Genomic DNA, 25252 nt, shown 5'->3' with positions numbered 1-25252 from the left:
TTCATGCGCTCGTGATACGTATTTATGAATGTTGTGGCTCCCTCCCCCTCGAGGGGAGGGGACCGCATAGTTTCGTTTTCAGTGGGGCTAGGGATACTCGTCAATCGCTGCGGCGCTTCACTCATGAATGCGCAGCCCAATCGGCATCGACTCGCCATACACGACGCCCCGCTCGCCCTCATCGAGCGCACCGCCAGTGCGAACGAGTTCAATCAAGTGCTCAGCTGCGTCTCGGAACTCCAGCCACTCGACGATGCGAGCGCGGCGAGCAGCATCGACGTCGCGGTGCCGATCGTCCGTGCGACGCGCGAGTTGCATCACAGCCGCATTGGATAGCAGGTCCGTTTCGGGGCGAGCCAAGATCGCGTCGAGCCACTTCGCCGCCTGCTGCACGGGAACCACCGTGTTCAACGGCCCGCTCAACGGGACGCGCTGCCCGAGCCGGCCTAACGCCCAGATCATCGTTGGCCGCGCGTTCTCGAGCTTGCGCTTCGGCAAAAGATGGACGATATGGTCGCCCAACTCGAGCTTCAGGTTGATAGGCAGCAACTCCAGCGAGCCCAGCAGCCGCCAAATCTCCAGCGTCGCGGCCGGATCGAGCGCCGTGGTTCCAGCCAGCGCGGCTCCGCCGTCGAAGCGACGCCGCAACGCGCGAACAGACGCGATCAACGGCTCGGCCAACCCCAGTTGCTGACCGCGGCTCAGCCCGCCGGCAATCCGCCGCCACAAAATGAGCGTCTCGGCATGCGATGCTGGGAACGCGATCTTGCCGTTGACCGCCCGCCAGGTTTGAGCAACCCGCCAGTCGTCGACGGCGAATCCGTAACCAGGCCGCAGGGAGTAGCCGACCAAGTTGAGCCACCGCGCTTCGTGGGCCGGCGATCGCTGGCGTCCCGCTTGGAACTCCATCAACATTTCCCAAAGGCGCCGCAGCGCCGAGGTGGGCCACTCGTGCTTGTCGAGTTCGAGCGCGCGCACCAGTTCAGGCATCAGCTCCCGCGGCGGCGTGCCGCCCGACTCGGCGAAGACGCCGGCAATTCGCTCGCGGCACGCTGCCAGCGTCGGCTCGTCGACGAACCCTTCGCGCTCGCCGGCGGTGTCGTGCGCGGCGAGATCCGTTTGCGTCGTCGAGCGAATATCAAACTGCAACCGCCAACTCCGGTTCGCATCGACCTCGCGACACGAAAGTTCCAGCACGCCGATTTCCGAGAGCTGGGCGCGCAAGCGGACCTTCGCTTGCTGCTGATCTTTCTGGCGGCCAGACTTCAGCACGGTACGAATCGGCGGCAGCGGCGTCAGTTCCTCGCGGTTCACCTCGATGATCGCGCCTGGCGGATCGACGAGTCGGCTGCTCGAGACATACAGCGGAAATTCCACCGGCTCGGCGAGCGTCACCTGCAGGTCGAGCCCCTCGATTTCAAACTCTTGCCCCGCCACCGCGTTGCCGGGCGCCAGGCAAACCGCGGTCGGCTTGTCGCTGGCGACGCCGATGTAGTAGCTGCGGGCGAGCGTCGCCGCGATCGACACCCCTTCGCCGCGACGCACCATGCCGTAGTAGGCGGCGCCATGCGCGACGGCCAAATCCAACCGCGGACTTTCGAGCACCGCGGGGCGCCAAGACTGCTCTGGCGATGAAAACCACGACGCGACGACTTCTAGCAGTCGTTGCTGCAACACGGGCGACGCGAAGAGCCCGCCGTTCAGCAGCACCACGTCGGGCCGAGCCGGATCTGCCCCTTGGCCCGCTGGCCGATCGCTTCCCAACGTTTCGTCGCCGGTAAAACGATGGGCCGACAAGAACGCCGCCAAGTAGCGAGTGATCGCCGGATCGGTCGCGTAAGGCAAACCGAAATCTTGAAAGCCCGACTGCTTCCGCGCCGGCTTGTCGGTCAAGTTCACGCGCGGCAGAAAGCCATCGAGCAACAGCGACTCAACTTCGGCCCGCGTCACCGCCGTCTGCAACCCGCCGCCGATGAGCTTTGCGCCCGCCGCGGGGAGATTGATCGTGATCGTCTCGGGCGGGTTCTCGCCCAGCAGCGTTTCCTTAACGCGGCGAGCCGTGCGCACCAACACTTCCCACTGATGCGCCGGCAGCTTGTCGTCGCCGGCAAGTTTCTGCTCGACGTAGCGAGCCAGCGCGAGGTCGAGATTGTCACCGCCCAGGATGAGATGCTCGCCAACCGCGATGCGATTGAAGACCGCGTGGCCCGTCGTCTCGTTGGCGCTCACGCGGATCAGCGTGAAGTCGGAGGTGCCGCCGCCGACGTCGCACACCAAAATCTTCTGCCCCGACGTAATCTGCTGCTGCCAGTCGACGGCGTTGCGGTACACCCACGCGTAAAACGCGGCCTGCGGTTCCTCGATCAGAATGATGCGCGGCAGGCCCGCCCGTTTGGCCGCCTCTATGGTCAGCTGTCGGGCCACCTCGTCGAACGACGCCGGGAGCGTCACCACCACATCCTGCTCGGCGAGCGGATGATTCGGAAACGCGGCGTTCCAATTCTCGTGCAGATGCCGTAGGTACCGCGACGACGCTTCGACGGGAGAAAGCCGCTCGACGTCGGCGTCGCCATGCCAGGGGAGCAAGTCGGCCGTACGGTCGACGCCGGTGTGCGAGAGCCAAGACTTCGCCGAAGCAACCAACCGCCCCGGATTGCCGGTCCCTTCGTCACGTGCAAAGACTCCCACCGCATGCGACGGCGCCTCCGCGCTCCACGGCAAACGCACGGCGCCGGCGTTCGCTTCCGCTGAGGTAGTTTGGTAGTGAAACGACGGCAGCGTCTCGCGCTGCTCCGCCTGAAACGGCGCCACGACTTGCAGAATTGGCAGCGTGGCGACTTGCCAAGGCTCCTGCTGCGTATCGACGTACGCCACCGCGGAGTTGGTCGTGCCGAGGTCGATGCCGACGACAAACCGGCTAGGCGCCTCGCCGTCGGCGTTTGGCAAAGGGCGTTCGCTCAAGACGCGGCCCCATCATGCGCATCATCGCGAATGCTGAACTCCAGCTTCCAGCGTCGATCGGACGCGGTGCTCACGCACCACAGCTCGAAGACGCCCAGCTCCGTGATCCGCGATTGAAACTTTACGGGGACGTAGGTTTCGGCGTCGTCGCTGCCGGCTTCGAGCACGGTTTCCAGCGAATCGGTTTCCGCCAGTTGCTCTTCGTCGATCGCAGGCAGCAACTGGCCAGGCGCATCTTGCGGACGAACCGCCGAGCTAAAAAAGCGAAAGTGCGCCGGTTCGCCGAGCACCAAGCCAAATTCGTTCGAAGGAACGTCGATCGCCGTGCCTTCTTCCATGCCGAACGGCACCACGCACAGCGCCCGCAACGGCCGCGGGGCGCCAGGAATCGCCAAGCCCGCCGTTTCGATGCCGACGTAGTACGAGCGTGCGGCGCCGCTGCGAATCCGCATGCCCCCTTGCTGCTTGACCCATCCGTAGAACGCGGCGCCGCGCGCGACGGCGAAGTCCAAGTCGCGCGGGCCGGGCAGCTCGCGCACCGTTCGGTCGGCGCCGGCCCACTCGCCGAGTCGTTCGAGCATCAATGCGCGGAAAGCGTCGGCTTTGAACACGCCGCCGTTGAACAACACGTGCGTTGGCGCAGCAGATTGATCCCCTTCGCCGGCGTGCGCGGTGAGGAACGCCGCCAGATGCCGCGTGATCGCCACGTCGGCCTGGTAGGGCAGGCCGATTTCTTGAAACCCCGAAGCCCGCCGCCGCTGCGGGCGATCGGTGAGCGCACACTGCGGGAAGAAGCCGCCAACCAGCAGATCGACGGCGAGGCTGCGCGGCACCTCGACCGACACCGTGCCACCGATCAGCTTGCTGCCGCGGCCCAGCACCGAGATGCGATGTGATTCCGGCGCATCGGCGGCGAGCAAACTCTCCTTCGCATCGCGGCACGAATGCCACAGCGACACCGACTGCCAAGCATCGAGCTTGACGCCTTGCTCGGCGAACAGCTCCGCAACGCGGTGGGCCAGCGTGAGGTCCATGTTGTCGCCGCCCATCAGCAGATGGTCGCCCACCGCCAGTCGGCGCAACTCCAACTCGCCGTCCGCTTCGGCGACGTCGATCAGCGTAAGATCGGTCGTGCCGCCCCCCACGTCGCACACCAGCAGGCGGTCGCCCTTCGACAAATCTTTCCGCCAAGCGTCGCCGCGCGCAGCAAGCCACGAATAGACCGCCGCTTGCGGCTCTTCCAGCAGGACAAGCGAATCGGGCAAGCCCGCCGCCAACGCCGCCTCGCGAGTCAGCTCGCGAGCGGCAGCGTCGAACGACGCCGGCACAGTGAGCACGACGGTCTGCTGCGCTAGCGGCGCATCAGGGAACTGCGCGTTCCACGCCGCAACGAGATGCTCGAGGTAACGCCGCGATGCGGCAACCGGCGAGATCTTCGCTACCTCGGGCGGCGCGTGGTCGGGCAGCAACGGTTGCCGGCGATCAACGCCGCTGTGGCAGAGCCAGCTCTTCGCGGCGACGACCGTGCGATCGGGCGTCTCGGCGCCGCGACGCCGCGCGTACTCGCCCACGGCGAACGGCATGGCCGACTGCCACGGAACGACCAGCGCGCCAGACGCCGCTTCATGCTCGGGCGCTAGATAGAGGAAGGAGGGTAGCGAGGGGCGGCTTTCGACGGTGCTCGCGGCGACCAGCTGCGGAACCTCCAACAGCTCCACCTGCGGCGACTTCGTCTCGAGCGCGACATAGGCCAACACGCAATTCGTGGTGCCCAGGTCGATGCCCACAACATACTTGGCGGTCATCTAAAATTCTTTCTCGATCAGCCTAGTTGAACTTCCGCGGGCGCGATCACCAGCGCCGCCTGCTGGCTGCCCGTCCAGGTCGGCAGGTCGCACTTCGTCGCTTGCCAACCGGCGTGCATCAGCTTGCCTGAAAACGGCGGCTCGCGCGACACGTCGCCCGTCAGCCGGAAGCATTCAGTTTCGTAGCCGGCCGGAACGCTTACCGTCGCTCCCTCTTCGCCGGCCTGCAGCGGGCGCATCGCGAACACGCGAGCGAGCACTTTGCCGCAATCTCGCAACACGTCACGCGCGGCGGCGCCGATCTGAGCATCCGAGTAACCGTCGAGCGATTCATTGACGATGTCGACGAAGCGGGCCTCGCGCTGCAACGTGCTGAGCAGCGTGATCGCATCGCTGCGCGGCGACTTCACAGGGGCCGCCGGCTTCGGCGCTGGCGTCGGTGCCGGTGCCGGTGCTGGTGCCGCGGGCGGAGCGGCTGGCGCCGCAGCGGTTCCTTCCAACGCCAAACGACACCGGCTGGCAACGTCGGCATGGAACAGCACGTTGAAGAAACATCGAATCGCTAACCAAAGACGCATCAAAAACCTCTCCGACAGGGCAGGGCGGACCGGGCAGCGGGCGCCGTATTGGCGGCCTGCTCGATGGGCGACGCCAGGCTCTAAAATACCGCTAAAGCCGCGGAGCCGACAGAGTCTCCGCACCCGCGGAAACTCCGGCCCACCCCTAGCCCCGGGCTCCGCCCGGGGGTCGCGCACCATGTGGTGGCACATCGCCCCTACTTCACACCCACCCCCGGGCGGAGACCGGGGCTAGACGCCGGCGACGACCAAATCGCCGTGACCGTCGGTGCGGCGGCGCCAAAGATCGAGCAAGAAGAACGTCAGCGTCACCACGACCGGCCCAAGCACGATGCCAGTGGCGCCAAACAAACTCACCCCGCCGAGAATCGCCACGAACGACACCACCGTATGCTGCCGCAACCGCGAGCCGACCAAGTAGGGGTAGAGGATGTTGTCGATCAGCCCGATCGCGATCGCTCCCCAACCGACGAGGATAGCCGCTTTGCCGTACTCGCCTTGGTACGCCAAAATCGCCGCCGCCGGCCCCCAAATCACGAACGTCCCCAAGTAGGGGATGATCGCCAACAGCCCCATGATCAACGCCCATAGCGTGGCGCCCTCGATGCCGAGGATGCCGAACATGATGCCGCCCATGATCCCTTGCACCATGGCGACGGTCACTGTGCCAAACATCGTCGCGTTGATCGTGTCGTCGACGCGGCGAAAGAGGCGATTCGACTCCGCCTCACTGAGCGGCAGGACGCTCCGCACGGAATCAATGGCGAGATCTTCATCGCGGTAGAGAAAGTAGAGGACGAACAGCGTCAGCGCCGTTTGCACCACCAGGTAGAGCGGCGTCGACACCGCGGCAACCGCGCCGGGTCGAAGACGATCAATCAGCTGCGGGGCCTCCTGCGACAGATCGAAATCTTGCCAGAGCTCATTGAGCCGCGGGTGCTCTGCGAGTTCTGCATTGAGACTCTCTTGGATTGCCGGCCAGCCCTCGATCGCCTTGCCAATTTGCTGCGCGCCCACCGTGATCACCAACACCGCTGGCAAAAGCACCAGCACCGCGACGATGCCCACACAAATGGCCGCCTTCGCATCGGCCGTCTTTGTCTTGCGGCCAACCCATTGGCTGAACCGATGCGTCACCACCGCCGCGGTGACCGCCCACACGATTGGCGGAATGAAGGGCTGGATCAGCAGGTAGCAAAGATACAGAACAAGAACCGTCGCCGCCGCCAGCGCCACAAGCTTGCCGCGACTCCGCGATGGGGTGGCAGCAGGCTTCGCGGATTCAAGTTGCTGATCTGGCATTCGTGCTTCACCGTCCAAGCGAGCTTCAACATCTGCCGCCGCGTTTCTAGCCCCGGGCTCCGCCCGGGGGTCGCGCACCATCCAGCGGGACGTCGTCCCGACTTCACGCCCACCCCCGGGCGAAGCCCGGGGCTAGAGCTTCGCAACTACACCGCCGTCGCGATCAGCGTGATGTTCTGCCCGCCGAAACCAAAGCTATTCGAAAGCACCGCCTTGCACTTCTTCTCACGGGCCGCGTTCGGCACGTAGTCGAGATCGCAGTTCGGATCGGGAGTCTCGTAGTTGATCGTCGGCGCCAGGACTCCGCGCTGCAGCGTGAGCAGTGAGATGATCAGCTCCGTCGCGCCAGCCGCGGCGACCAAGTGCCCCGTCATGCTTTTGGTGCTGCTCACCGGAATCTTGTATGCCTGCTCGCCGAAAGCGCGGCGGATCGAGTGGGTCTCGACCTTGTCGTTCACCGCGGTGCTCGTGCCGTGGGCGTTGATGTAGCAAATGTCGTTGGGGTTGAGCTGCGCGTCCTTCAGCGCCATCGTCATGCACGCGGTGGCGCCGCGACCGTCGGGATGCTGATCCGTAATGCGGTAGGCGTCGGCCGTCGTGCCGTAGCCGGCGATCTCGCCGTAAATCCGCGCGCCACGAGCCTTCGCTCGCTCGTATTCTTCGAGCACCACCATCGCCGCGCCTTCGCCCAACACGAAACCGTCGCGATTGAGATCGAACGGCCGCGACGCCCGCTCGGGCTCGGCGTTGTTCTCGCTCAGCGCCGTCAGCAGGTTGAACCCTGTGATCCCGAACGGATGAATCATGCTGTGGGCGCCACCGGAGAGCATCACGTCGGCTTCGCCGCGGCGAATGATCTCAGTCGCTTCGCCAACCGCCTGGCTGCTCGCGGCACACGCGGTGAGGCAGTTGGCGTTCGGCCCCTGAGCGTTGAACATGCCAGCCAAGTAACCGACTGGCATGTTCGGCTCTTGCTCGAGTTCCGCCACCGGGTCGAGTTCCTTAAGCGCCGTCTCAACGAACTTCTTCAGCGAGAAGTCGCCGTCGGCCGCGGTCGCGGCGGTCATCATCCGCGCGAAGCGGAAGAAGTCTTGCTGCCCCTCGCCGGCGCCAAGGTAGACGCCAAAGCGGGTCGGCTCGACGCCCGTCATCACGCCCGAGTCGTTGACCGCCTGCTTGGCAGCGCCCGCGGCGAACTGCGTGTGGCGGCTACGGTTGGCCCACACGGCGGCGTCTTCGCCTTCTGCGGCGATCGACCAGTCCTTCACCTGGGCCGAAATCTTCGTGGGAAAATTGCTGGCGTCGAACAGCGTCGTCTTCCCCACGCCGCTGCGACCTGCGAGCAAGTTCTCCCACAGCTTCTCCGGGTTGTTGCCCGAGGGAGTGACGCAACCAATGCCGGTGACCACGACGCGACGACGCATGGCAAGAATCCACAAACAGGAAAGGGGGCTAATCGAGCAGTGACAATCGACTGCGAGCCAGCAAGTTCACGCTGCGAGCCGCGGGGTTCATCCCCGCGGTCATCCCCAGATTGTAGGCGCCAACGCCATTCGATTCGACCCGAGTCGGGGTGCCACTGGCATCTTGCCAGTGCGGAAGCGGGTGCTCGCTCGGCAGTTCTCACTGGCAAGATGCCAGTGGCACCCTCACCAAAGAGATCACCGGATCAGGCAGAAGCGGCCTCATTGAGCGGGTAATCTTCCCGCTTCAGCCGAGTGCCGTCCTGCTTCACGCCGACTTCAAACACGCCGACCAAATTGAGCCAATGCCGCAGGTCGGTCGGCCGAAAGAGCTTGGCGCCCATCTCCTTGGCCATATCTTCGCCCATGCGGGCGAACAGAATTTGCACCTCGCCGTGCGGCCGATCGCCGACCGTCGCCACGCCCGACACTTGGGCGCTGTCGCTGCGAATCCAGTCGGCCGTCACTTTGTAGGTGAGCGTTTCGCCCGGGCGAACGCGGCCGGTGAACTTCGCCTTCGACAGCTTGGCGAGCACGACAAGCTCGCCGAAGCCGTAGTGCTCGCTGATCAGCAGCCCGCCCGCCTGAGCCATCCCCTCGCAGCAAAGCGAGTTCGGCATAATCGGGTAGCCGATATGGTGGTCGTGGAGATGATCCTCTGAGAGCGAGACGCCCTTCACGGCCGTCGCGTGCGACCCGCTCACGAATTCAGTGAATCGATCAATCCAGAACCAGCGCATGGGGAAGCTCCGAGTTGCGAGTTTCGAGTTTCGAGTCGCGAGATAAGCGAACGCAAGCGTGCGACACGCTCGCAACTCGCTACTCGCCGCTCGCAACTTCTTAGGCCTTCTTCAACTTGTGCTCGACGAAGTTGCACATGTCCTGCACCGTCAGCTGGTTGCCGAGGTTTTGGACGTTCGGATCGGCCTCGAAGCCGCTCAGGTCGGCGAAGGGCATCCGCTCCTTGAGCTTCGCGATGCCGGCGGCGTTGACCTTGCCGTCGCTCACGTAGGAGGTGTCTTCGAGCACGTCCATCGGGATCAGCTCGCCGCGCTCGATCTTGATGTCGAACGCCTTCTCAAGCCGGAAGACGATGTCGAGGAAGTCGATCGACTCGGCGTCGAGGTCGCCCCGCAGCGTCGCGTTCGGCGTTACTTCGTCTTCGTCGACGCCCAACGCATCGACCAGGGCTTCGCGAACCTTGTCAAAGATCTCTTCTTGCGACGGAATTCCCACGACTATACCTCCGCTGGCAGGTAAGGACTCGCTGCTGAACCGCCGCCGCTTTCACGAAACGACCGACGCCGCGAGCGAGTCTATCTAAATGTATGTTGAACGGTGTGTTGAACGATCTATATCAATCGCCGCCGGCGAACTCGCTCGGCTGGCCTCAACGAGAGACTACGCTTTCAGGTTCATCTCCCGCGTGAGAATCGCTTGGAATCCTCGCTGCACGCCAACCATCCGGCGATCCAAATCAACCAGTTCCGGATCGTCGTCGCCGAGGTTGAAGCACTCGAGCGTCAATCGGCCGCTGGTGCACGTCCGCTCGCCGACTTTTCCTTCAAACTTGAACGACACGGCCGAGCCTTCTTGCTTCAGCTGCTCGACCCGCATCTCCAGCCGATTGCCGGGAGTGACGAAATCGGTGAACTTCACCGACTTCGCTTCCTGCAGCACGATCATGCTGTGGGCGTAATTTTCGCTCATCCGCACGAGCCAGGCCGCCGATTGCGTGGCCGCTTCGAGCATGAAAACGCCCGGCAGCACCGGAAACTCGGGAAAATGATCCGCGAGATATTCCTCAGCTAGCGACACATTCTTTACCGCGGTCAGCTCCACCCCAGGTTCGAACGAGCAGATACGATCAAGCAGACAGAATCGCATAGGCTCTCTATCGACACATTTGGGGAGGCGGGGCGAATACTCGCCGGGCTGGTAAAATAGCGAATTCGCGATTATAGCGGCCGACTTTTAGGGCCACAACGGCGGTAACGCCCCCGCAATTTGGGGAATCCCGCGGATTTCAGCCCCACAATTCCCCGCCCGCAGGCGCCCCGGCCCACAAAGCCGCGACCGGCGGTCGCGGTCCCCGCTCGGCCCCCCATCCCCCGGCCCCGTCGCCGGCATCACGCCCGTTTGATCAGCCGCAACAGCGCAATCAACACCACCGCCCCCACGGTCGCGGTGATGAGCGCCCCAATCAATCCGCCGGCGGCGATGCCGAGCATCCCAAACAGATACCCGCCGACGATGGCGCCAATGACGCCGAGGATAAGATCCCCCAAGATCCCGTACCCGCCGCTCCCCATGATCTGCCCCGCCAGCCAACCCGCGGCAATGCCGATGAGAAGGAACCAAAGAAGTTGCATAACAACTGTCTCCTTGTAAAAGCGGTCCCCGAACAAACAGAGCAGAAGAGCACGAAGGCTGGCAGCGAGTTACCTCCGCAGACGCGCTAGTCGCAGCAAGCCCATCATGCCGGTAAACAACAGCAATCCCGTCGCTGGCTCCGGAATGACTTTGAAGCTCATGTCATCCATACCGAACCGCTCCAGCTTGCCATTGGCGTTGCGGATATCGACTTCGCTGAAGGGCGTCGTTGAAACGACTCCGAAGAAATTTGAGCGAAGACCTAGCGACCCAAATGGCGAGATCACAAACGACTCTCCCGCAACGCGTACATCATCGATACCGCCGTCATCAAGCGCGGCGAAGTTGACGGCAAAGGCCCAAACGGGAATCGCGAAGCGAATTGTGTTGAAGTGCGGATGCGTACTTTCGGGAGAATGAACGTCGCCGACGAAAAACGTCCCAGTCAGGCCAGGCGTATCGAATCCGAAGAATCCCGGTCCCGCCGGTCCAATTCGCCCATGATTGGCGTCGACGACAATGTGAAACGGCCCGGCAAAGAATGTTCCGCCAGTTTCAGGAATCGCCGGCCCGCCGGCATACGACTCAAATGTTTCCGTCGAGTAAATGCCAACGGCAGCCTGCCACGCCTCCCGCGTCGCATACTTTGTCAGGGCGCCATGCGTCTCGCACGACGGCAACGTGCAACTTGCAATTCCGACGGTGCAGATCGCCAGTAAGCGGCACAAGTTAATTCGCGAGAATTTCTGTAGCGTCATTGGACTCAGTCTCGAATGAAAGACGGGTTCGCAGCGGCTAGGAGGACCGCGACTTAGTCTACCTGCACCATATCCGATATCAACAAGAAATACGGATACGGACGGGCGCTAAAACAGGTCGAAGCTACTCCCGCTGCGCATCGATCTCGCCAATCTTCGCCCGCGCCGCCGCAGCCTGCTCGCGGAGCTTCGGATTGCCCCCGTACAACTCCACAAACTCCGCCAGCAGCACCTTCGCCGGCAGCAGCTTGCCCTCGTCGATCAGTTCCTCCGCCTCGGCCAACTTCGCCTCGGCCATTTGCGCGAGCGTCCGCTTCGCATCGGGCGACGCCTTGATCTCGGCGATCCCCTTCGTCGCCAACCGGCGGTAGACCTCGACGTCGGCGGGCGCCTCTGCCGGGACCGCCTCGATCGCTTGCTCGTACAGTTCCCAAGCCGACATCAAATCGCCGAACTGCTGCCGCTTCTGCCCCTGGGCGAACAAGCTTTGCGCTTTCGAATTCGGCGTGCTGCCGAAGCGATCGAGATTCTTCACCTCGATCATTGCCTTCCCTTCGGCGACTTTGTCTTCGAACGCATCAAGCTCCGCATTGTGTTCCGATTCTGGGAAACGTTCGCGGAAATCGGCGACTTTGTCGGAAACAGTCCGCCAGTCGGTGTAGCTCTCCGACGCCATCGTCGGCGCGAACTCGTCGTACAGTTCCGCTTCACTCTTGGGCCACATCGCCCACGCGGTAACGGCGATTAGCGACGCCAGGCACAATCCCAAGAACCACGCCCGTTCGTAGAAGGGGCTGTCGTCTTTCACCGTCGGCGTTTGGTGCTTGCGCAGCGCGGCGATTTCCTTGCGGTCGGCCTTCATCGCCAGCGCGCCTTGCTTGCCCGACATCGCATGCTTTGCGGCGCCCATCCCTTCGGCGACCTTCCGCTTCGCATCGAGAATTGCTCGCCGCGTGCCGTCGGCCGTCGCGAGGCGGATGCCGCGCTTCGTTTCGAGCAACTTCGACACGAGCACGTCGAGCCACACGGGGCATTCGAGCACGCTCGCCGAAACCCGCGGCGCCGGCCCCGCACGTCGCGCGAGCACCAACTCAGACGGCGTCTTCGCCCCCCACGGCAGCGAGCCGGTCAGGCATTCGTAAAGGATGACGCCAACGCTGAACATGTCGGCCGTCGGCAACGCGGCCGAACCTTTGCCCTTAAAAATTTCCGGCGCCAGATAATTCGCCACGCTCATCGGCGAGCGTAACCCCAGCACCTGATCTTTGTCGGTCATCTGGCAATCGAAGCCAACCAGCTTCACGCCCCCCTCAGGAAGCAAGATGATCCGCGACGGCGTCAGCCGTTGATGAATCATTTTCTGCGAGTGGACATAATGGAGCGCCTCGCAAATCGACTCGGCGATGTCGGCGGTCGTCTCCCACGGCAAGCGACCGCGGCGATCGAGCAAACTGCGCAGCGATTCACCTTCGACGAGTTCCAGCGCAAGATACGGCTGCCCCTCGTCGATCGCGCCCCCCATCACTCGCGCGATGTTGGGATGCACGAGCCGCTGCAGCAGCTTCACGTCCGCGGAGAAATAGTCGCCCCCCATTGGCCGCGTGATCATGTCGCGGGGGAGGAGCTTCACCGCCATCCGCAAATTGCGTTCGATATGCACGCCGCGCAGCACATTACTGTCGGCGGAACCGCCGAGCGGTCCCTCAAGTGCGATCGGACCAATGCGAGAAGGTTGCATGCGAAGCCAACGTTAAAATGCCCCAACGCCGTATTCTAATCAGTTTGAAACTGAACCACCAACACGGAAGCGCGACCATCCGGCATTTGTAACCTGCTCATTCTGAAAAACTGCCTCACCACGAAGACTCGAAGGCGGGAAGGACGCACGAAGAGCAGCAACCTGGAGGAGATTGCAGCGGGAGACTGAAACGAGGAGCCGTGGATATTCACTTTCCGATCTTCCGCTTTCTTCGTGCTTTTCTTCGTATCGTCGTGCCTTCGTGGTTCAGTTTTCTCCCAATTCCAACCGCCATTCGTCCCTCCGCCGTGCGGATTTCGTCATTCTCCCCCCTGTAGCGCCGGGCTATCCTAAGGGGGTCATGCTCGCCTCCCGCCTTCATGTCCTCGGCTTCTCCACCTTCGCCGCGCTGGCGATCTTCACGACGTGTGGCGTCGCCCAAGAGCCGGCCGTCGAACCTCCGCAGCCCGCGGCGCCGCAACCGGCGGCGGCACTGCCGCCCGACGAGTTCGCGTTGAAGGTTCGCCCCATCGTCGAGCATCACTGCCTGCCGTGCCACGACGGCGCCGAATCGGACGGCGGCCTCAACCTCGCTCCCTACGCCACCTCGGCCGACGCCCTCGCCGCGCCGCTCGTGTGGGAGCAGGTGATGGCCCGCGTCAACCTGCACGAAATGCCTCCCGAGGGGAGCGACCAGCTGAACGACGAGAAGCGCAGCACGCTCGTCCACTGGATCGCCGCGCATCGCCGCGTTGAAGACGATTGCCACAAGCTCGCCACCGACGGGAACCAGTCGTTCTATCCCGGCCACGTGATGAGCCGCCGCCTCAGCCGCAGCGAATACAACAACACGATCCGCGACCTCACCGGCCTCGACCTCCGTCCGGCCGACGCCTTTCCTTCCGACGGCTCTGGCGGCGAAGGGTTTGATAACACCGGCGACACGCTCTTCGTTTCGCCCGTGCTACTTGAGCAATACCTGCTCGCGGCAACGCGCGTCTTAGATGTCGCACTCCCCGAGCGCGAGGAAATGACGAATGACGAAACCAGAATGACGAAAGAAAACGGCGAGGGCTCAAGCTCTCCTCATTCGTCATTCGGATTTCGTCATTCGTCATTATCTTCTTCCCTCACTTTTCCCACCGCCGACCTTCCCCCACATGCCGCTGCCCGCCAATCGCTCGCCGCGTTCGCCCGCCGCGCATTCCGCCGCCCGCTCGCCGACGACGAACTGCAGCGTCTGATGACGCTCTTCGATCGCGCCCAAACCCGCGGCGACGCCTACCTGCCGTCGCTCAAGCTCGCCCTTAAGGCCGTGCTCATCTCGCCTCATTTCCTATTCCTCGTCGAACCGGAGCCCGAAACCGAAGGCGTCTACCCGCTCGGCCACCACCAGCTCGCCGCGCGGCTGTCGTACTTCATCTGGAACACGATGCCCGACGACGAGCTCGCCCAACTCGCCGACGCGGGCAAGCTGCACGACGAAGCGGTCCTCCGCGACCAAATTCGCCGCATGCTCGCCGATCCAAAAGCTCGCGGCCTCGCCGATAGCTTCGCGACGCAGTGGCTCAACATCGGCGCACTCGGCAGCACGGTGAAACCCGACGCTGAGCGTTTCCCCGAGTTCGACGCCCAGCTTGCCGCCGACATGCGGGCCGAAGCGAGCGGCCTCGTTGAAACCATTCTCCGCGAAGATCGCAGCCTGCTCGACCTCGTCGACGCCGACTACGCCGTGCTGAACGACCGCCTTGCCGCCCACTACGGACTGCCGCCGGTCGAGGGGAGCGAGCTCCGCAGGGTTCCGCTCAACGATCGCCGTCGCGGCGGGGTCCTCGGCCTCGGCGCCGTGCTCACCACGACGTCGCTGCCGCTCCGCACGAGCCCCGTCCTCCGCGGCAAATGGGTCCTCGAAGAAGTCCTCGGCGCCAGCGTCCCGCCGCCGCCCCCTAACGCCGGCGTGCTCCCTGAGGACGATCGCCTGCACGATGGCCTCACGCTCCGCCAACGGCTCGAACAACATCGCACGAACCCCGAGTGCGCCGCCTGCCATCAACGGATGGATCCGCTCGGCTTCGGCCTCGAATGCTTCGACGCCACCGGCCGCTGGCGGCACCACAACGCCGGCCAGCCGATCGACTCGAGCGGCACGCTCCCCGACGGCCAAACCTTCAACGGCCCCGCCGAACTCAAGCAGGTACTGCTCACGCGCCGCGGCGAATTCCTCCACAACGTCACCCGCAAAATGCTCGGCTACGCCCTCGGCCGCGGCCTGAGCCAATTCGACGACTGCGTCGTTCGCGAAACGGTGAAGTCGTTAGAAGCGAACGACTGCCGCAGCAGCGTGCTCGTCGAACAAATTGCGATGAGTTACCCATTCCGCCATCGGTATGCGAAAAAGTAGAGAGACAAACTACCAAGACGCGAAGGCACGATGATTTCACAAAGGACGCACGCCAAGACAATGATGCTTTTCGCATTTCATTCGTCATTCGGATTTCGTCATTCGTCATTTATCTTCGTGCGTCCTTCGCGTCTTCGAGCCTTCGTGGTGAAGGATCCAAACGATGTCTGAAAAGAAATCCTGGCACGTCCCTCGTCGCACGTTCCTCCGCGGCGCCAGCGCCGCGCTCGCGCTGCCGATGCTCAACGTGATGGCGCCCCTCACGCGCCGCGCCCGCGCCAGCGACTCCGGCTCGCTCGCCCCCACGCCGACGCGCTTCGCCGCGCTCTACTTCCCCAACGGCGCGTTCATGGACAACTGGGTGCCGAAGCAAACAGGCGCCGAGTACGAACTTCCCTTCTCGCTCACGCCCCTCGCTCCCGTGCGGAGCGAAGTCCTCGTCCTCTCCGGCCTCGACAAGCCGAACAGCCGCCAAGGCGACGGCCACTACGCGAAGACCGCCAACTTCCTCACCGGCTTCCCCGTCGCGCAAACGACCGGCAGCGAGCTGAGCGTCGGCGGCCAATCGCTCGATCAATTCGCCGCCAGCCGCATCGGCCAGCAGACGCCGCTGCCGTCGCTCGAACTCGCCATCGACCCCGTGATCAGCGGCATCGATTCGAACGTCGGCTTCACGCGACTCTACGGCTCGTTCATCTCCTGGCGGGCCGCCGACGTGCCGATGGCCCGCGAGATCAATCCCCGCGCCGCCTACCAACGCCTCTTCGGCGCCAAAGACAACAGCGGCTTGCCGCTTAGCGCCGGCCAAGCGCTCGACGACGCGCAAAGCCTCCTCGACATGGCGCTCGAAGACGCCCGCTCACTCCGCCGCAAGCTCGGCCGCGACGATCAGTTCAAGCTCGACGAATATATGGACGCCGTCCGCAACGTCGAACGTCGCCTCGCGTTCCACTCGCAGCCCGACCCGCGCGAGTGGCGCCCCAGCTCAGCCCCGAACCATCCCGACGAACCCACGGTCACCGGCTCCGAAGATCACCAAGAACACGTCCGCCTGATGCTCGACCTGATCGTGCTCGCCTTCTGGACCGACACGACGCGGCTCAGCACGTTCATGTTTGCCAACAGCGTCTCGAACAAAAACTTCTCGCAGCTCATCGACGGCGTCCACGGCGGGCATCACGAACTCTCGCACCACCAAAGCCAAGCCGCGGCGATCGAGCAATACAGCAAGATCAACCGCTGGCACGTCGAGCAGTTCGTCTACGTGCTCGAGCGGATGCGCAACATCCGCGAAGGAGAGGGGACGCTCCTCGACAACAGCATGATCGTCTGCGGCTCGGGCCTCAGCGACGGCAACGCACACGACCCCAACAACCTGCCGATCCTGCTAGGCGGCCGCGGCGGCGGGCAGTTCAACACGGGCCGGCACATTGCGAGCGAGCGGAACACGCCCCTCTGCAATCTCTACGTCCCGGTGCTGAACGCCCTCGGCATCAAGACCGAATCCTTCGGCGACAGCACGCGTGGGTTGAACGTGAGCTAACTGCCGGAAGCCCGGAAGAAATGCAACTCTGAGGTCCCCTCCCCTTGAGGGGGAGGGTTAGGGAGGGGTGGCGGCAGCGGGTACCAGCGTCCCACCCCCTCCCCAGCCCTCCCCTCAAGGGGGAGGGAGCCACAACATTCATATTGGTGGCGCCCTATTAGGTCCTGCGCAATTCCATCCGCCCCGCGCGCACATTTCCGCGATCCCCACGCCACGCCTCGGCATCCACAATAAGGGCTCGCCCTCACGATCCCCACGCCCCCTCGGACTGGTCGCTTCAGCGACCAATCCCGCCCCGCCGTGCCGCGTCGCCTCTTCATCACGTTCGCACTCCTCACAGCGCACTGCGCGATGATCGCCGCCGCGCACGCCGAAGATCCGCCAAGCGAACACTGGCCCCAATGGCGCGGCCCCCACGCCAACGGCTTTTCTTCAACGGCGAACCCACCGCTCGAATGGTCGCCCGAATCAAACATCAAATGGAAAACGCCCATCCCCGGCCGCGGCAGCGCGAGTCCCATCATCTGGGGCGACCGGCTCTTCCTGCTCACCGCGGTCGATACTGGCGTTCAGCCTGAACTGCAAGACCGCGGGGATGAACCCCGCGGCTCGCTCGAACCTACAGCGTCAGACGCCGCCCCGCATGCCGATGCTCCTCCCGAGGACGCCGACGCCGAACCCAACATCCACAAGTTTGAAGTCATCTGCCTCGACCGCCACACCGGCGACCTCCTCTGGCAGCGCACCGCCCGCGAGGCCGCTCCGCACGAAGGGATGCACGCCACCAACAGCTACGCCTCCGGCTCCGCCGTCACCGATGGAAATCGACTCTACGCATCTTTTGGCTCCCACGGCATCTACTGCTACGACCTCGACGGCAAGCTGCTCTGGGAGCAAGACCTGGGCGACATGAAGACGCGTCTAGGCTTCGGCGAAGGGGCCTCGCCCGCGATCCACGGCGAGACGCTCGTCGTCCCGTGGGACCAAGAAAAGAACTCGCGCATCTTTGGCCTCGACGCCGCCACCGGCGAAGTGAAGTGGGAAACGCCGCGCGACGAACCGACCGGCTGGGCGACCCCCGTCGTCGTCGAAGCCGCCGGCCGCACCCAAGCGATTCTCAACGGCTACAAGCGGAGCCGCAGCTACGATCTGGAAACGGGCGAAGTGTTGTGGGAGTGCGGCGGGCAAGTGAGCAGCGCGATCCCGAGCACCGTCATCGTCGACGACCTTGCCGTTTGCATGACCGGGTTTCAGAAGTCAGCCGTCGTCGCCATCCCGCTCGACGCGACCGGCGACGTCACCGACGCTGATCGCGTCGCGTGGAAGTCGACGAAGGGCGCCCCGTTCGTTCCCTCGCCGCTCCTCTACGACGGCAAGCTTTACTTCGTGAAGGGGAACACCGGCATCCTCTCGTGCCTCGACGCCCGCACCGGCGAGCCGATCATCAACCAGAAGCGTCTCAAGGGCATCGGCGACGTTTACGCGTCACCCGTCGGCGCCGCGGGCCGTATTTACGTCACCGCCCGCGATGGCACGACGGTCGTCATCAGCGATGGCGACAAGGTGGAAATCTTAGCTACCAACTCCGTCGGCGAACCAGTCGACGCCTCCCCCGCGCTCGTCGGCAACGACGTCTACATCCGCGGCGAGCAGCACCTCTTCTGCATCGGCGCCGAGTAGCCCCGCACACCGCGACACTCCAATAGCCCCGACCTAGCTAGGTCGGGGTTACTCGCCCACCGCGCCGCACGAAACTTCGCCGCGCCCGCGGTGTTGTTCCTACGTCGCACCGTTCATCCCCCCGATCGCGGGGTGGCCGAAAATTGGTCGTAGCTTCCAGCGTCGCAACGCGAGATAATGCGCGAGTAGCCGCGGCTCAACGAGCCGCCGGAGCGACCCAGTTAAACAGTCGCCCCAACACAAGCATCACCCAAACCCATCAGCAAGAATTGCAACGCCATTCTGTCACCACCAGCGCAGTCGCAACCACAACAAAACCAACCACTTAGAATTCTGTCGCCGAAAACGCGTTTCACGACAAAATTCAATCCGCGACAAAACAACATTCCCACCGCAACCCAAACCACGCAACTTAACTCCAAAATCGAGTTCAAGATGACACTCAAACTCATTCCGCTCACCGCCGTTCTCCTGGCCGCTCCCTTCGCCGCCACGGCGCTCGCGCTCGATGCCGCCAACAACCAGAACTGGCCCCAATGGCGTGGCCCCGAAATGACCGGCGTCGCTCCCAACGCGACCCCGCCGCTGGAGTGGAGTGCCGAGAAGAACGTGAAGTGGAAGACGGCCATCCCCGGCCGCGGCAGCGCGAGCCCCATCGTTTGGGAAGATCGCGTCTACGTCCTCACCGCCGTCGACACCGGCAAGCTTCCTGAAGGCGCCGAAACGCCAAAGGTGGACGAGAACGTCGAACAAACCGCCGCCCAAGAACCTGCCGCCGAATCCAACGAAGGGACTGGTCGCTTGAGCGACCAGTCAGCCCCACCGGAAGGCGAAGCCCCCCGCGAACGCCGCTTCGGTGGCGAGCGCGGTGAACGAGGCGAGCGCGGAGAACGCGGCCCCGGCGACGGCCGAGGCTTCGGTCGCGGCGGACCCGGCGGGCCAGGCGGCCCCGGTGGACCGGGCGGCGGCCGTGGCTTCGGCGGTTTCGGCCGACGCGACAGCGGCCCGCGCAACATCTACAAATTCAACGTCCTCTGCCTCGATCGCGCTACGGGCAAAATCCTCTGGGAAAAGACCGCCCGCGAGGCCGCGCCGCATGAAGGGATGCACGACACCAACTCCTACGCCTCCGGCTCGCCGGCCACCGACGGCAAGTTCATCTACGCCTCGTTCGGCTCGCACGGCGTCTACTGTTACGACCTCGACGGCAACAAGATCTGGGAACGCGACCTCGGCGACATGGAAACTCGCAACGGCTTCGGCGAAGGCGCGTCGCCGACGATCTACGGCGACACGTTGCTCGTACCGTGGGACCACGAAAAAGATTCGCACCTCTTCGCCCTCGATGCGAAGACCGGCGAAGTGAAGTGGGGAATTGATCGCGAAGAACCAACCACCTGGGTGACGCCGCTCGTCGTCGAGGCCGCCGGCAAGACGCAAGTCATCCTCAATGGCACCAACCGCAGCCGCAGCTACGACATCAACAACGGCGACGTCATTTGGGAATGCGGCGGCCAAGTGACCAACCCCATCTCCACCGCCGTCGTTTACGACAATCTTGTCTACTGCATGACCGGCCATCGCGGCTCGGCGGTCGTCGCGATTCCGCTCGACGCCAAGGGCGACATCACCGACACCGACGAGGTCGCTTGGAAAACCAATCAAGGCGCCCCCTACGTGCCGTCGCCGCTCATCTACGGCGACAAGCTCTACTTCACCAAGGGAACCAACGGCGTCCTCTCGTGCCTCGAAGCGAAGACGGGCGAACCGATCATCAACCAGAAGCGGCTCGCCGGCGTCGAGAACGTTTACGCCTCCCCGGTCGGCGCCGACGGCAAGATCTATTTCACCGGCCGCGACGGCACGACGGTGGTCATCCCCAACACGGGCGAGCTAGAAATCCTCGCCACGAACACGGTTGACGAACCCGTCGACGCCTCGCCCGCGATCGCCGGCAACCAAATTTTCATCCGCGGCGAAAACCACCTGTTCTGCATCGAGGAATAACAAGCGACATCCCCCTTAGCCCCCGGCTCTTCAAGCCGGGGGCACTCGACTATCGTCCACCGGCGGACAAGAGGACGACCATGCCCACTCAAGCCTCACGGCGCACCTTCCTGCGCAGCGGCGCCACGCTCGGCGCCCTCGCGGGCCTCGGCAACCTCGACTTCCTCGCGCGGCTCGCCCCCGTCTCCGCCGCCGAAACGCAACTCCCGCAGCACGCCCTCGGCCTGCAACCCGACGTGGCGCCCATCGTCCGCCTCATCGAAGAAACGCCGCGCGAAGATCTGCTCGAAGTCATCGCGAAGCGGATCAACGGCGGCCTCAGCTACCAAACGCTGCTCGCCGCGCTCTTGCTCGCGGGCGTGAAGAACGTCGAACCGCGCCCTTCAGTCGGGCACAAGTTCCACTCGGTGCTCGTGGTGAACTCCGCTCACCTCGCGAGCATGGCGTCGCCCGACGAACATCGCTGGCTGCCGATCTTCTGGGCGCTCGACTATTACAAAGTAGCCGCCGCTCGCGACGTCGAAGAGCGGGGCGATTGGGTGATGGAGCCGGTCGATGAGCGCGCGGTGCCGGGCGCCGACAAAGCGGCCGCCGAGTTCACCGCCGCGATGGACGCCTGGGACGATGCAGCCGCCGACGCCGCGATCGTCGGCCTCGCCCGCACCGCCGGGGCGAACGACACCTACGAGCATCTTTTCCGCTACGGCATGCGCGACTTCCGCTCGATCGGCCACAAAGCGATCTACGTCGCCAACAGCCTGCGAACGCTCAACTGCATCGGCTGGCGCCACTCCGAACCAGTCCTCCGCTCGTTAGCCTACGCGCTGCTCATGCACGAAGGCGACAGCCCCCGCGACCGCCAAGACGCCGCCGACGTCCCCTACAGAAAAAATCTCGAGCGCGTAGCCAAACTCCAGCGAGCCGGGGCGTCCCCGCCCCCGGCGCACCTCGGAAAACCAACCACCGACAACGGCGCAACAACAGAACTCCTCACCGCGATCCGCCGCGCCAACAACGACGACTCCTGCAACCTCGTCATCGAGCAACTCACCGCCGGCGTCCCCCTCCAATCGATCTGGGACGGCCTCCACCTCGCCGCCGGCGAGCTGCTCATGCGTCAGCCCGGCATCGCCTCGCTCCACGCCGTCACGACGAGCAACGCGCTGCGCTACGCCTACGAAACGAGCGGCGACGAAGAAACGCGGCTCCTCCTCACACTACAGAACGCCGCGTTCCTGCCGATGTTCCTCAATGAAATGGGCGGACCAGACAAAATGCCTACGATTCGCATCGACGAGCTCGCAGCAGGGGAGGGCGACGCCGCAACGCCGCCGACGATCGACGCGATCTTCAACGAACTCGGCGCGGATCGCAGCCGCGGCGCCCAGCTGATGCTCACTCGTCTCAGCGCCACCGGCGACGCGAACGAAGTGATCAACGCCTCGCGCGTGCTGACGTTCCTCAAGGGAAACGACGCGCACGACTACAAATTCAGCTCGGCCGTGCTCGAAGACTACTACAACGTCTCGCCCGCGTGGCGCGACCGTTATCTCGCGAGCAACGCGTTCAACCTCAACACGGCGACGGAGCCCGACAACGACCTCGTCGAACAAACCCGCGCCGCATTCAATGCGTGACGACGAGGCTGCCTACGGGACAGTAGGCTAAGTCGATTGGATTATTGACAGGATAACAGGATTGAATGGATCTACGGGATGTAAGACGGAAGCAGGTTGAGGACAAGATGTTGATCACCCCCATCTGCATTTAATCCTGTCGATCCAAAAAATCCTGTCATCCTGTCTATTCTTCTCTAGAGGGTCACTTGGCCGCCGCGGCCGGAACCTTCGTCGACTTCGCGTTGAGCTGCTCGCGAATAAAACCAGGCTTATTCGTCGTAATTCCCCACGGCTTCAGTTTCTGGTAATACTTGGCGACCTTGGGATTGTCGATCGTCCAGACGTGGAACTCGCAGTGCCCCTCGTCGCAGAGCTCCTTGATGAACTCCGCGTCGACGTGCTTCATGTCCCCCTGCGTGCCCAGGCCGTCAGCCTTGCTCCGCTCGAGCGTCGCGACGACCTCGTCGAGCGTCGGCGTCCACTCGCCCGTCTTCTCGTTCTGCTTGTAGCCGGTGAGCCAGTGACACTTCAAATTCGGTAGTAGCTTCTTACATTCGGCGACCGTCTTCTCGTTGAAGCAGATGATGAGAATCTGATCGTCCTTCAGCTTAGTCTTCGCGAGCGCCTCCTTCAGCGGAGCGACGATCTCCGGGCCCGTCTTCAGTTCGATGATAAACTTCTTCACGGCAGGGATCGTCTCGGCGATCTCGGCGAAGGTCGGAATCTTTTCGCCGCGGTACTTTTCATTTTTCCAGGCGCCAACGTCGAGCTTACGCAACTCAGCCAGCGGCGTCTTCACGATGACGTGCTTCACGCCGGCCGTCCGCTTGGTGTCGGCGTCGTGAATGCAAACGATCTCGCCATCGGAAGAGAGGTAGAAGTCAGCCTCGACGCCATCAGCGCCTTGTTCGAACGCCAGCTTCATCGACGCGACCGTGTTCTCGGGCGCATCGAACGACGCGCCGCGGTGAGCCACGATGTTCTGCGCGTGCACGACTCCAACAGATCCGGCCAAAGCCGACAGGATGCCCAAGCCAAGCGCAAGCGTGAAACGAACCGCCATCACTTCTCCTTCAAACCAAGACTAACACGCGCGGACCGCGCAAACGCAGCGCAACTAATGATAACAGCATGAGCATGAGAGCCGAAGGCTCCGGCACAGCCGCTTGTACAGCCGTCGCCGCGCCGGCGACGTCGCGTTGCCAAATCAAGAAATCGGCTCCATCAACGGCCCCGTCGCCGTTGGCATCGCCCATCTGCACAGTCGCCGTGCCCGTGGCGCCAAAGTTCGATTTCCATAGAGCCAGATCGGAACCATCGACGAAGCCGTCGCGATTGAAATCAGCGGCCGCGAACATCGGCAACTGCGAGAGCGTGAAGGTAAAGTCGTTCGCCGCATCGGTACGGTAGAGGCCCAAGAACGGCGAATAGGTCCGCACATGGACCGTCTTGCCGTCGTTGAGAAACTCCAGCACGCGAATCCACCCGTTGCCGCCGTTGGTTTCGAACTGCGAGTTGAACACCATTTGATTCACGACGTTGCCTTGCGTCGCGGTGCTCTTCAAATAGCCGACGCCGTCGCCGCCGACGTGGCCGTTCAGCGTCATCTCGAAGTTGGGATGGAGCTTCACCAACTCGTTCCACATCTCCTCGCCGTCGTTGCCATCAGTCCCCACGGGATAGCCGTCGGGAGTATCATTCGCGCGGGTGTTGTTCGGGTTGAGGTACGAATGCGTCAGCAGCACGGCCGTGTAGTCGGCGTACTTGGGGAGTCCTGCAATTTGATTCGCCCAGCTAATCGTCGATTGCCGCGGCCAGAACTCAAGCGAGAAGATCAGCAGGTCGCGACCGTCGGGAGCGTGCAGCTCAAAGTAAGCGTTCTGCAACTCGCCAGGAACCTGATACCCCTTCAAGATGCCCCCTTGAGCCGGATCGACGAGCGGATTGTCCGACGCTTTGAAGTAAGTATTGAACTGCGTGTTGCGATTCTGAGCGCTCGTCGTCCCCAGATCATGATTGCCCGCCGCCATGATGTACGGCAACTGGCCGTTGAGAATGCTCATCGCCGCCTTGGCGTTGACCCACTGCTGGTCGGCCGATTGGTCGCCGCTGGTCGGTTCGACCTGGCTGTTCTGGTTGACGATATCGCCTTCCTGCAGCACGACCTGAATCTTGTACTCTTCCTTATTGTCTTTGATCCAGTTGGTGAGTTGCGAGAAGATCGGCAAGTCGCGCGTGCTTTTCGAGTAGTTCTGCGTATCGGGCATCACCACCATCGACCATGCGGCGTTCGGATCCGGGGCGAAAGGAGTCTGCGGCACAGTGGCGACGAAGCCCGGCGAGCCGTGATTCTCTTGCCCCGCCGCGCTGCGGAACTTGGCGCCATACACGCCTTGCGAGGAAGGCCGCCAATTGGAAGCAAGGTCGTTCGCGGTCAGAGTCAGCGCGCCGGGCAGCAGATAGATGCTGTTGCCGTCCGAGCCGTTTGCCGTCGGCCAGCCTAGCTCCTGATACCTCACTCTATCTTGAATGGCTCCTTGCTGGTCGCGAATGCCCGCCCCCTCATTCGTGCCAATCGTGTTGGCAAGATTCGGAAACGAGCCGACCTGAATGCGGTTGATGCCGGTTCCCCAGTGCGCGTCAAAACTCGCCGCGTCGCCGGTCACGACCAACGCTTGGCCGGCGCCAAGCGTCGTGCCCACTGGAAATGGAGTCGCCCAGTCGTTGTCCTGCGAGTCCCCAAACTGCCAACCACTCAGATCAATGGTGGTCGAACCGTTGTTGTACAGTTCCACCCACTCGCGGTTGTACGGAGGAACGGCCGTCGCATCCAAATCTGTTCCCTGCGGATTGAACATGATCTCTGAAACAATGATCGATGCATCGACTCGCGCAAGACCGAACAGCATCAATCCAGCCAGCAGGAAATTCTTTTTTGCGATCAACATCAATGGCTGCAAGGAAAATAAATTTTGGAAACTCTAAGAATCGTAACGCATGAGCTATGGCGGAGAGACGTTGAGC

The 25252-nt window shown here is 63.4% G+C and carries 18 protein-coding genes; 5 read left to right on the top strand and 13 right to left on the bottom strand.

Going from position 1 to position 25252, the window contains the following annotated elements:
* Nucleotides 1-117: 117 nt before the first annotated feature.
* From PLANPX_RS00500 to PLANPX_RS00450, 11 genes are all read right to left on the bottom strand, one after another.
* Nucleotides 118-2961, bottom strand: coding sequence for a hsp70 family protein (locus tag PLANPX_RS00500; RefSeq protein ID WP_152096833.1), 2844 nt, complete (start codon nucleotides 2959-2961; stop codon nucleotides 118-120).
* Nucleotides 2958-4766, bottom strand: coding sequence for an Hsp70 family protein (locus tag PLANPX_RS00495; protein WP_152096832.1), 1809 nt, complete (start codon nucleotides 4764-4766; stop codon nucleotides 2958-2960). Before PLANPX_RS00495 ends, PLANPX_RS00500 begins: the two co-directional genes overlap by 4 nt.
* A 17-nt stretch (nucleotides 4767-4783) precedes the next feature.
* Nucleotides 4784-5344 carry a DUF2760 domain-containing protein gene (locus tag PLANPX_RS00490; RefSeq protein ID WP_172991766.1) on the bottom strand — a complete coding sequence of 187 codons (561 nt, stop codon included), beginning with the start codon at nucleotides 5342-5344 and terminating at the stop codon, nucleotides 4784-4786.
* Between the two features lie 231 nt (nucleotides 5345-5575).
* Nucleotides 5576-6646 (bottom strand): AI-2E family transporter, encoded by a 1071-nt coding sequence (locus PLANPX_RS00485; protein WP_172991765.1) that lies wholly within the window; start codon nucleotides 6644-6646, stop codon nucleotides 5576-5578.
* A 146-nt stretch (nucleotides 6647-6792) separates the two neighbouring features.
* Nucleotides 6793-8070 (bottom strand): beta-ketoacyl-[acyl-carrier-protein] synthase family protein, encoded by a 1278-nt coding sequence (locus PLANPX_RS00480; protein WP_152096829.1) that lies wholly within the window; start codon nucleotides 8068-8070, stop codon nucleotides 6793-6795.
* A gap of 245 nt (nucleotides 8071-8315) precedes the next feature.
* Nucleotides 8316-8849 (bottom strand): 3-hydroxyacyl-ACP dehydratase FabZ family protein, encoded by a 534-nt coding sequence (locus tag PLANPX_RS00475; RefSeq protein ID WP_152096828.1) that lies wholly within the window; start codon nucleotides 8847-8849, stop codon nucleotides 8316-8318.
* A gap of 100 nt (nucleotides 8850-8949) precedes the next feature.
* Entirely contained in the window at nucleotides 8950-9345 is a 396-nt protein-coding gene (locus tag PLANPX_RS00470; protein ID WP_232536265.1) for an acyl carrier protein, read from the bottom strand.
* 165 nt (nucleotides 9346-9510) lie between these two features.
* A complete protein-coding gene (locus tag PLANPX_RS00465) occupies nucleotides 9511-9996 on the bottom strand; it encodes a 3-hydroxyacyl-ACP dehydratase FabZ family protein (RefSeq protein ID WP_152096827.1) in 486 nt (161 codons plus the stop codon).
* A gap of 242 nt (nucleotides 9997-10238) precedes the next feature.
* On the bottom strand, nucleotides 10239-10481 hold the full coding sequence (locus tag PLANPX_RS00460) for a GlsB/YeaQ/YmgE family stress response membrane protein (RefSeq protein WP_152096826.1): 243 nt from the start codon (nucleotides 10479-10481) through the stop codon (nucleotides 10239-10241).
* A 69-nt stretch (nucleotides 10482-10550) separates the two neighbouring features.
* Nucleotides 10551-11240, bottom strand: coding sequence for a PEP-CTERM sorting domain-containing protein (locus tag PLANPX_RS00455; protein ID WP_152096825.1), 690 nt, complete (start codon nucleotides 11238-11240; stop codon nucleotides 10551-10553).
* 124 nt (nucleotides 11241-11364) lie between these two features.
* A complete protein-coding gene (locus PLANPX_RS00450; RefSeq protein ID WP_152096824.1) occupies nucleotides 11365-12978 on the bottom strand; it encodes a serine/threonine protein kinase in 1614 nt (537 codons plus the stop codon).
* A gap of 361 nt (nucleotides 12979-13339) precedes the next feature.
* On the opposite strand from PLANPX_RS00450, the gene PLANPX_RS00445 reads away from it, so the two are divergent.
* The 5 genes from PLANPX_RS00445 to PLANPX_RS00425 all read left to right on the top strand — a co-directional run bounded on the left by PLANPX_RS00445 (nucleotide 13340) and on the right by PLANPX_RS00425 (nucleotide 22246).
* Nucleotides 13340-15379 (top strand): DUF1592 domain-containing protein, encoded by a 2040-nt coding sequence (locus tag PLANPX_RS00445; protein ID WP_152096823.1) that lies wholly within the window; start codon nucleotides 13340-13342, stop codon nucleotides 15377-15379.
* Between the two features lie 163 nt (nucleotides 15380-15542).
* Complete coding sequence (locus tag PLANPX_RS00440; RefSeq protein WP_152096822.1) at nucleotides 15543-16922, top strand: DUF1552 domain-containing protein; 1380 nt, start codon at nucleotides 15543-15545, stop codon at nucleotides 16920-16922.
* Nucleotides 16923-17222: 300 nt separating this feature from the next.
* The gene (locus tag PLANPX_RS00435; RefSeq protein ID WP_198421826.1) at nucleotides 17223-18602 is read left to right on the top strand and encodes a PQQ-binding-like beta-propeller repeat protein; all 1380 of its coding nucleotides are present in this window, start codon (nucleotides 17223-17225) and stop codon (nucleotides 18600-18602) included.
* Between the two features lie 435 nt (nucleotides 18603-19037).
* The gene (locus PLANPX_RS00430; RefSeq protein WP_152096821.1) at nucleotides 19038-20609 is read left to right on the top strand and encodes a PQQ-binding-like beta-propeller repeat protein; all 1572 of its coding nucleotides are present in this window, start codon (nucleotides 19038-19040) and stop codon (nucleotides 20607-20609) included.
* Nucleotides 20610-20689: 80 nt separating this feature from the next.
* On the top strand, nucleotides 20690-22246 hold the full coding sequence (locus PLANPX_RS00425; protein ID WP_152096820.1) for a hypothetical protein: 1557 nt from the start codon (nucleotides 20690-20692) through the stop codon (nucleotides 22244-22246).
* 184 nt (nucleotides 22247-22430) lie between these two features.
* Here PLANPX_RS00425 and PLANPX_RS00420 read toward each other — a convergent pair whose 3' ends face one another.
* Together PLANPX_RS00420 and PLANPX_RS00415 are read right to left on the bottom strand one after the other, a co-directional pair.
* A complete protein-coding gene (locus PLANPX_RS00420) occupies nucleotides 22431-23291 on the bottom strand; it encodes a glycerophosphodiester phosphodiesterase (RefSeq protein WP_152096819.1) in 861 nt (286 codons plus the stop codon).
* Between the two features lie 10 nt (nucleotides 23292-23301).
* Complete coding sequence (locus PLANPX_RS00415; RefSeq protein WP_152096818.1) at nucleotides 23302-25176, bottom strand: lamin tail domain-containing protein; 1875 nt, start codon at nucleotides 25174-25176, stop codon at nucleotides 23302-23304.
* Between the last annotated feature and the right edge of the window lie 76 nt (nucleotides 25177-25252).

This window comes from Lacipirellula parvula (assembly GCF_009177095.1).
Taxonomy (GTDB): Bacteria; Planctomycetota; Planctomycetia; order Pirellulales; family Lacipirellulaceae; genus Lacipirellula; species Lacipirellula parvula.
The sequence above is the reverse complement of the archived record's forward strand: the minus strand, read 5'-3'. Positions and strand labels throughout refer to the sequence as shown.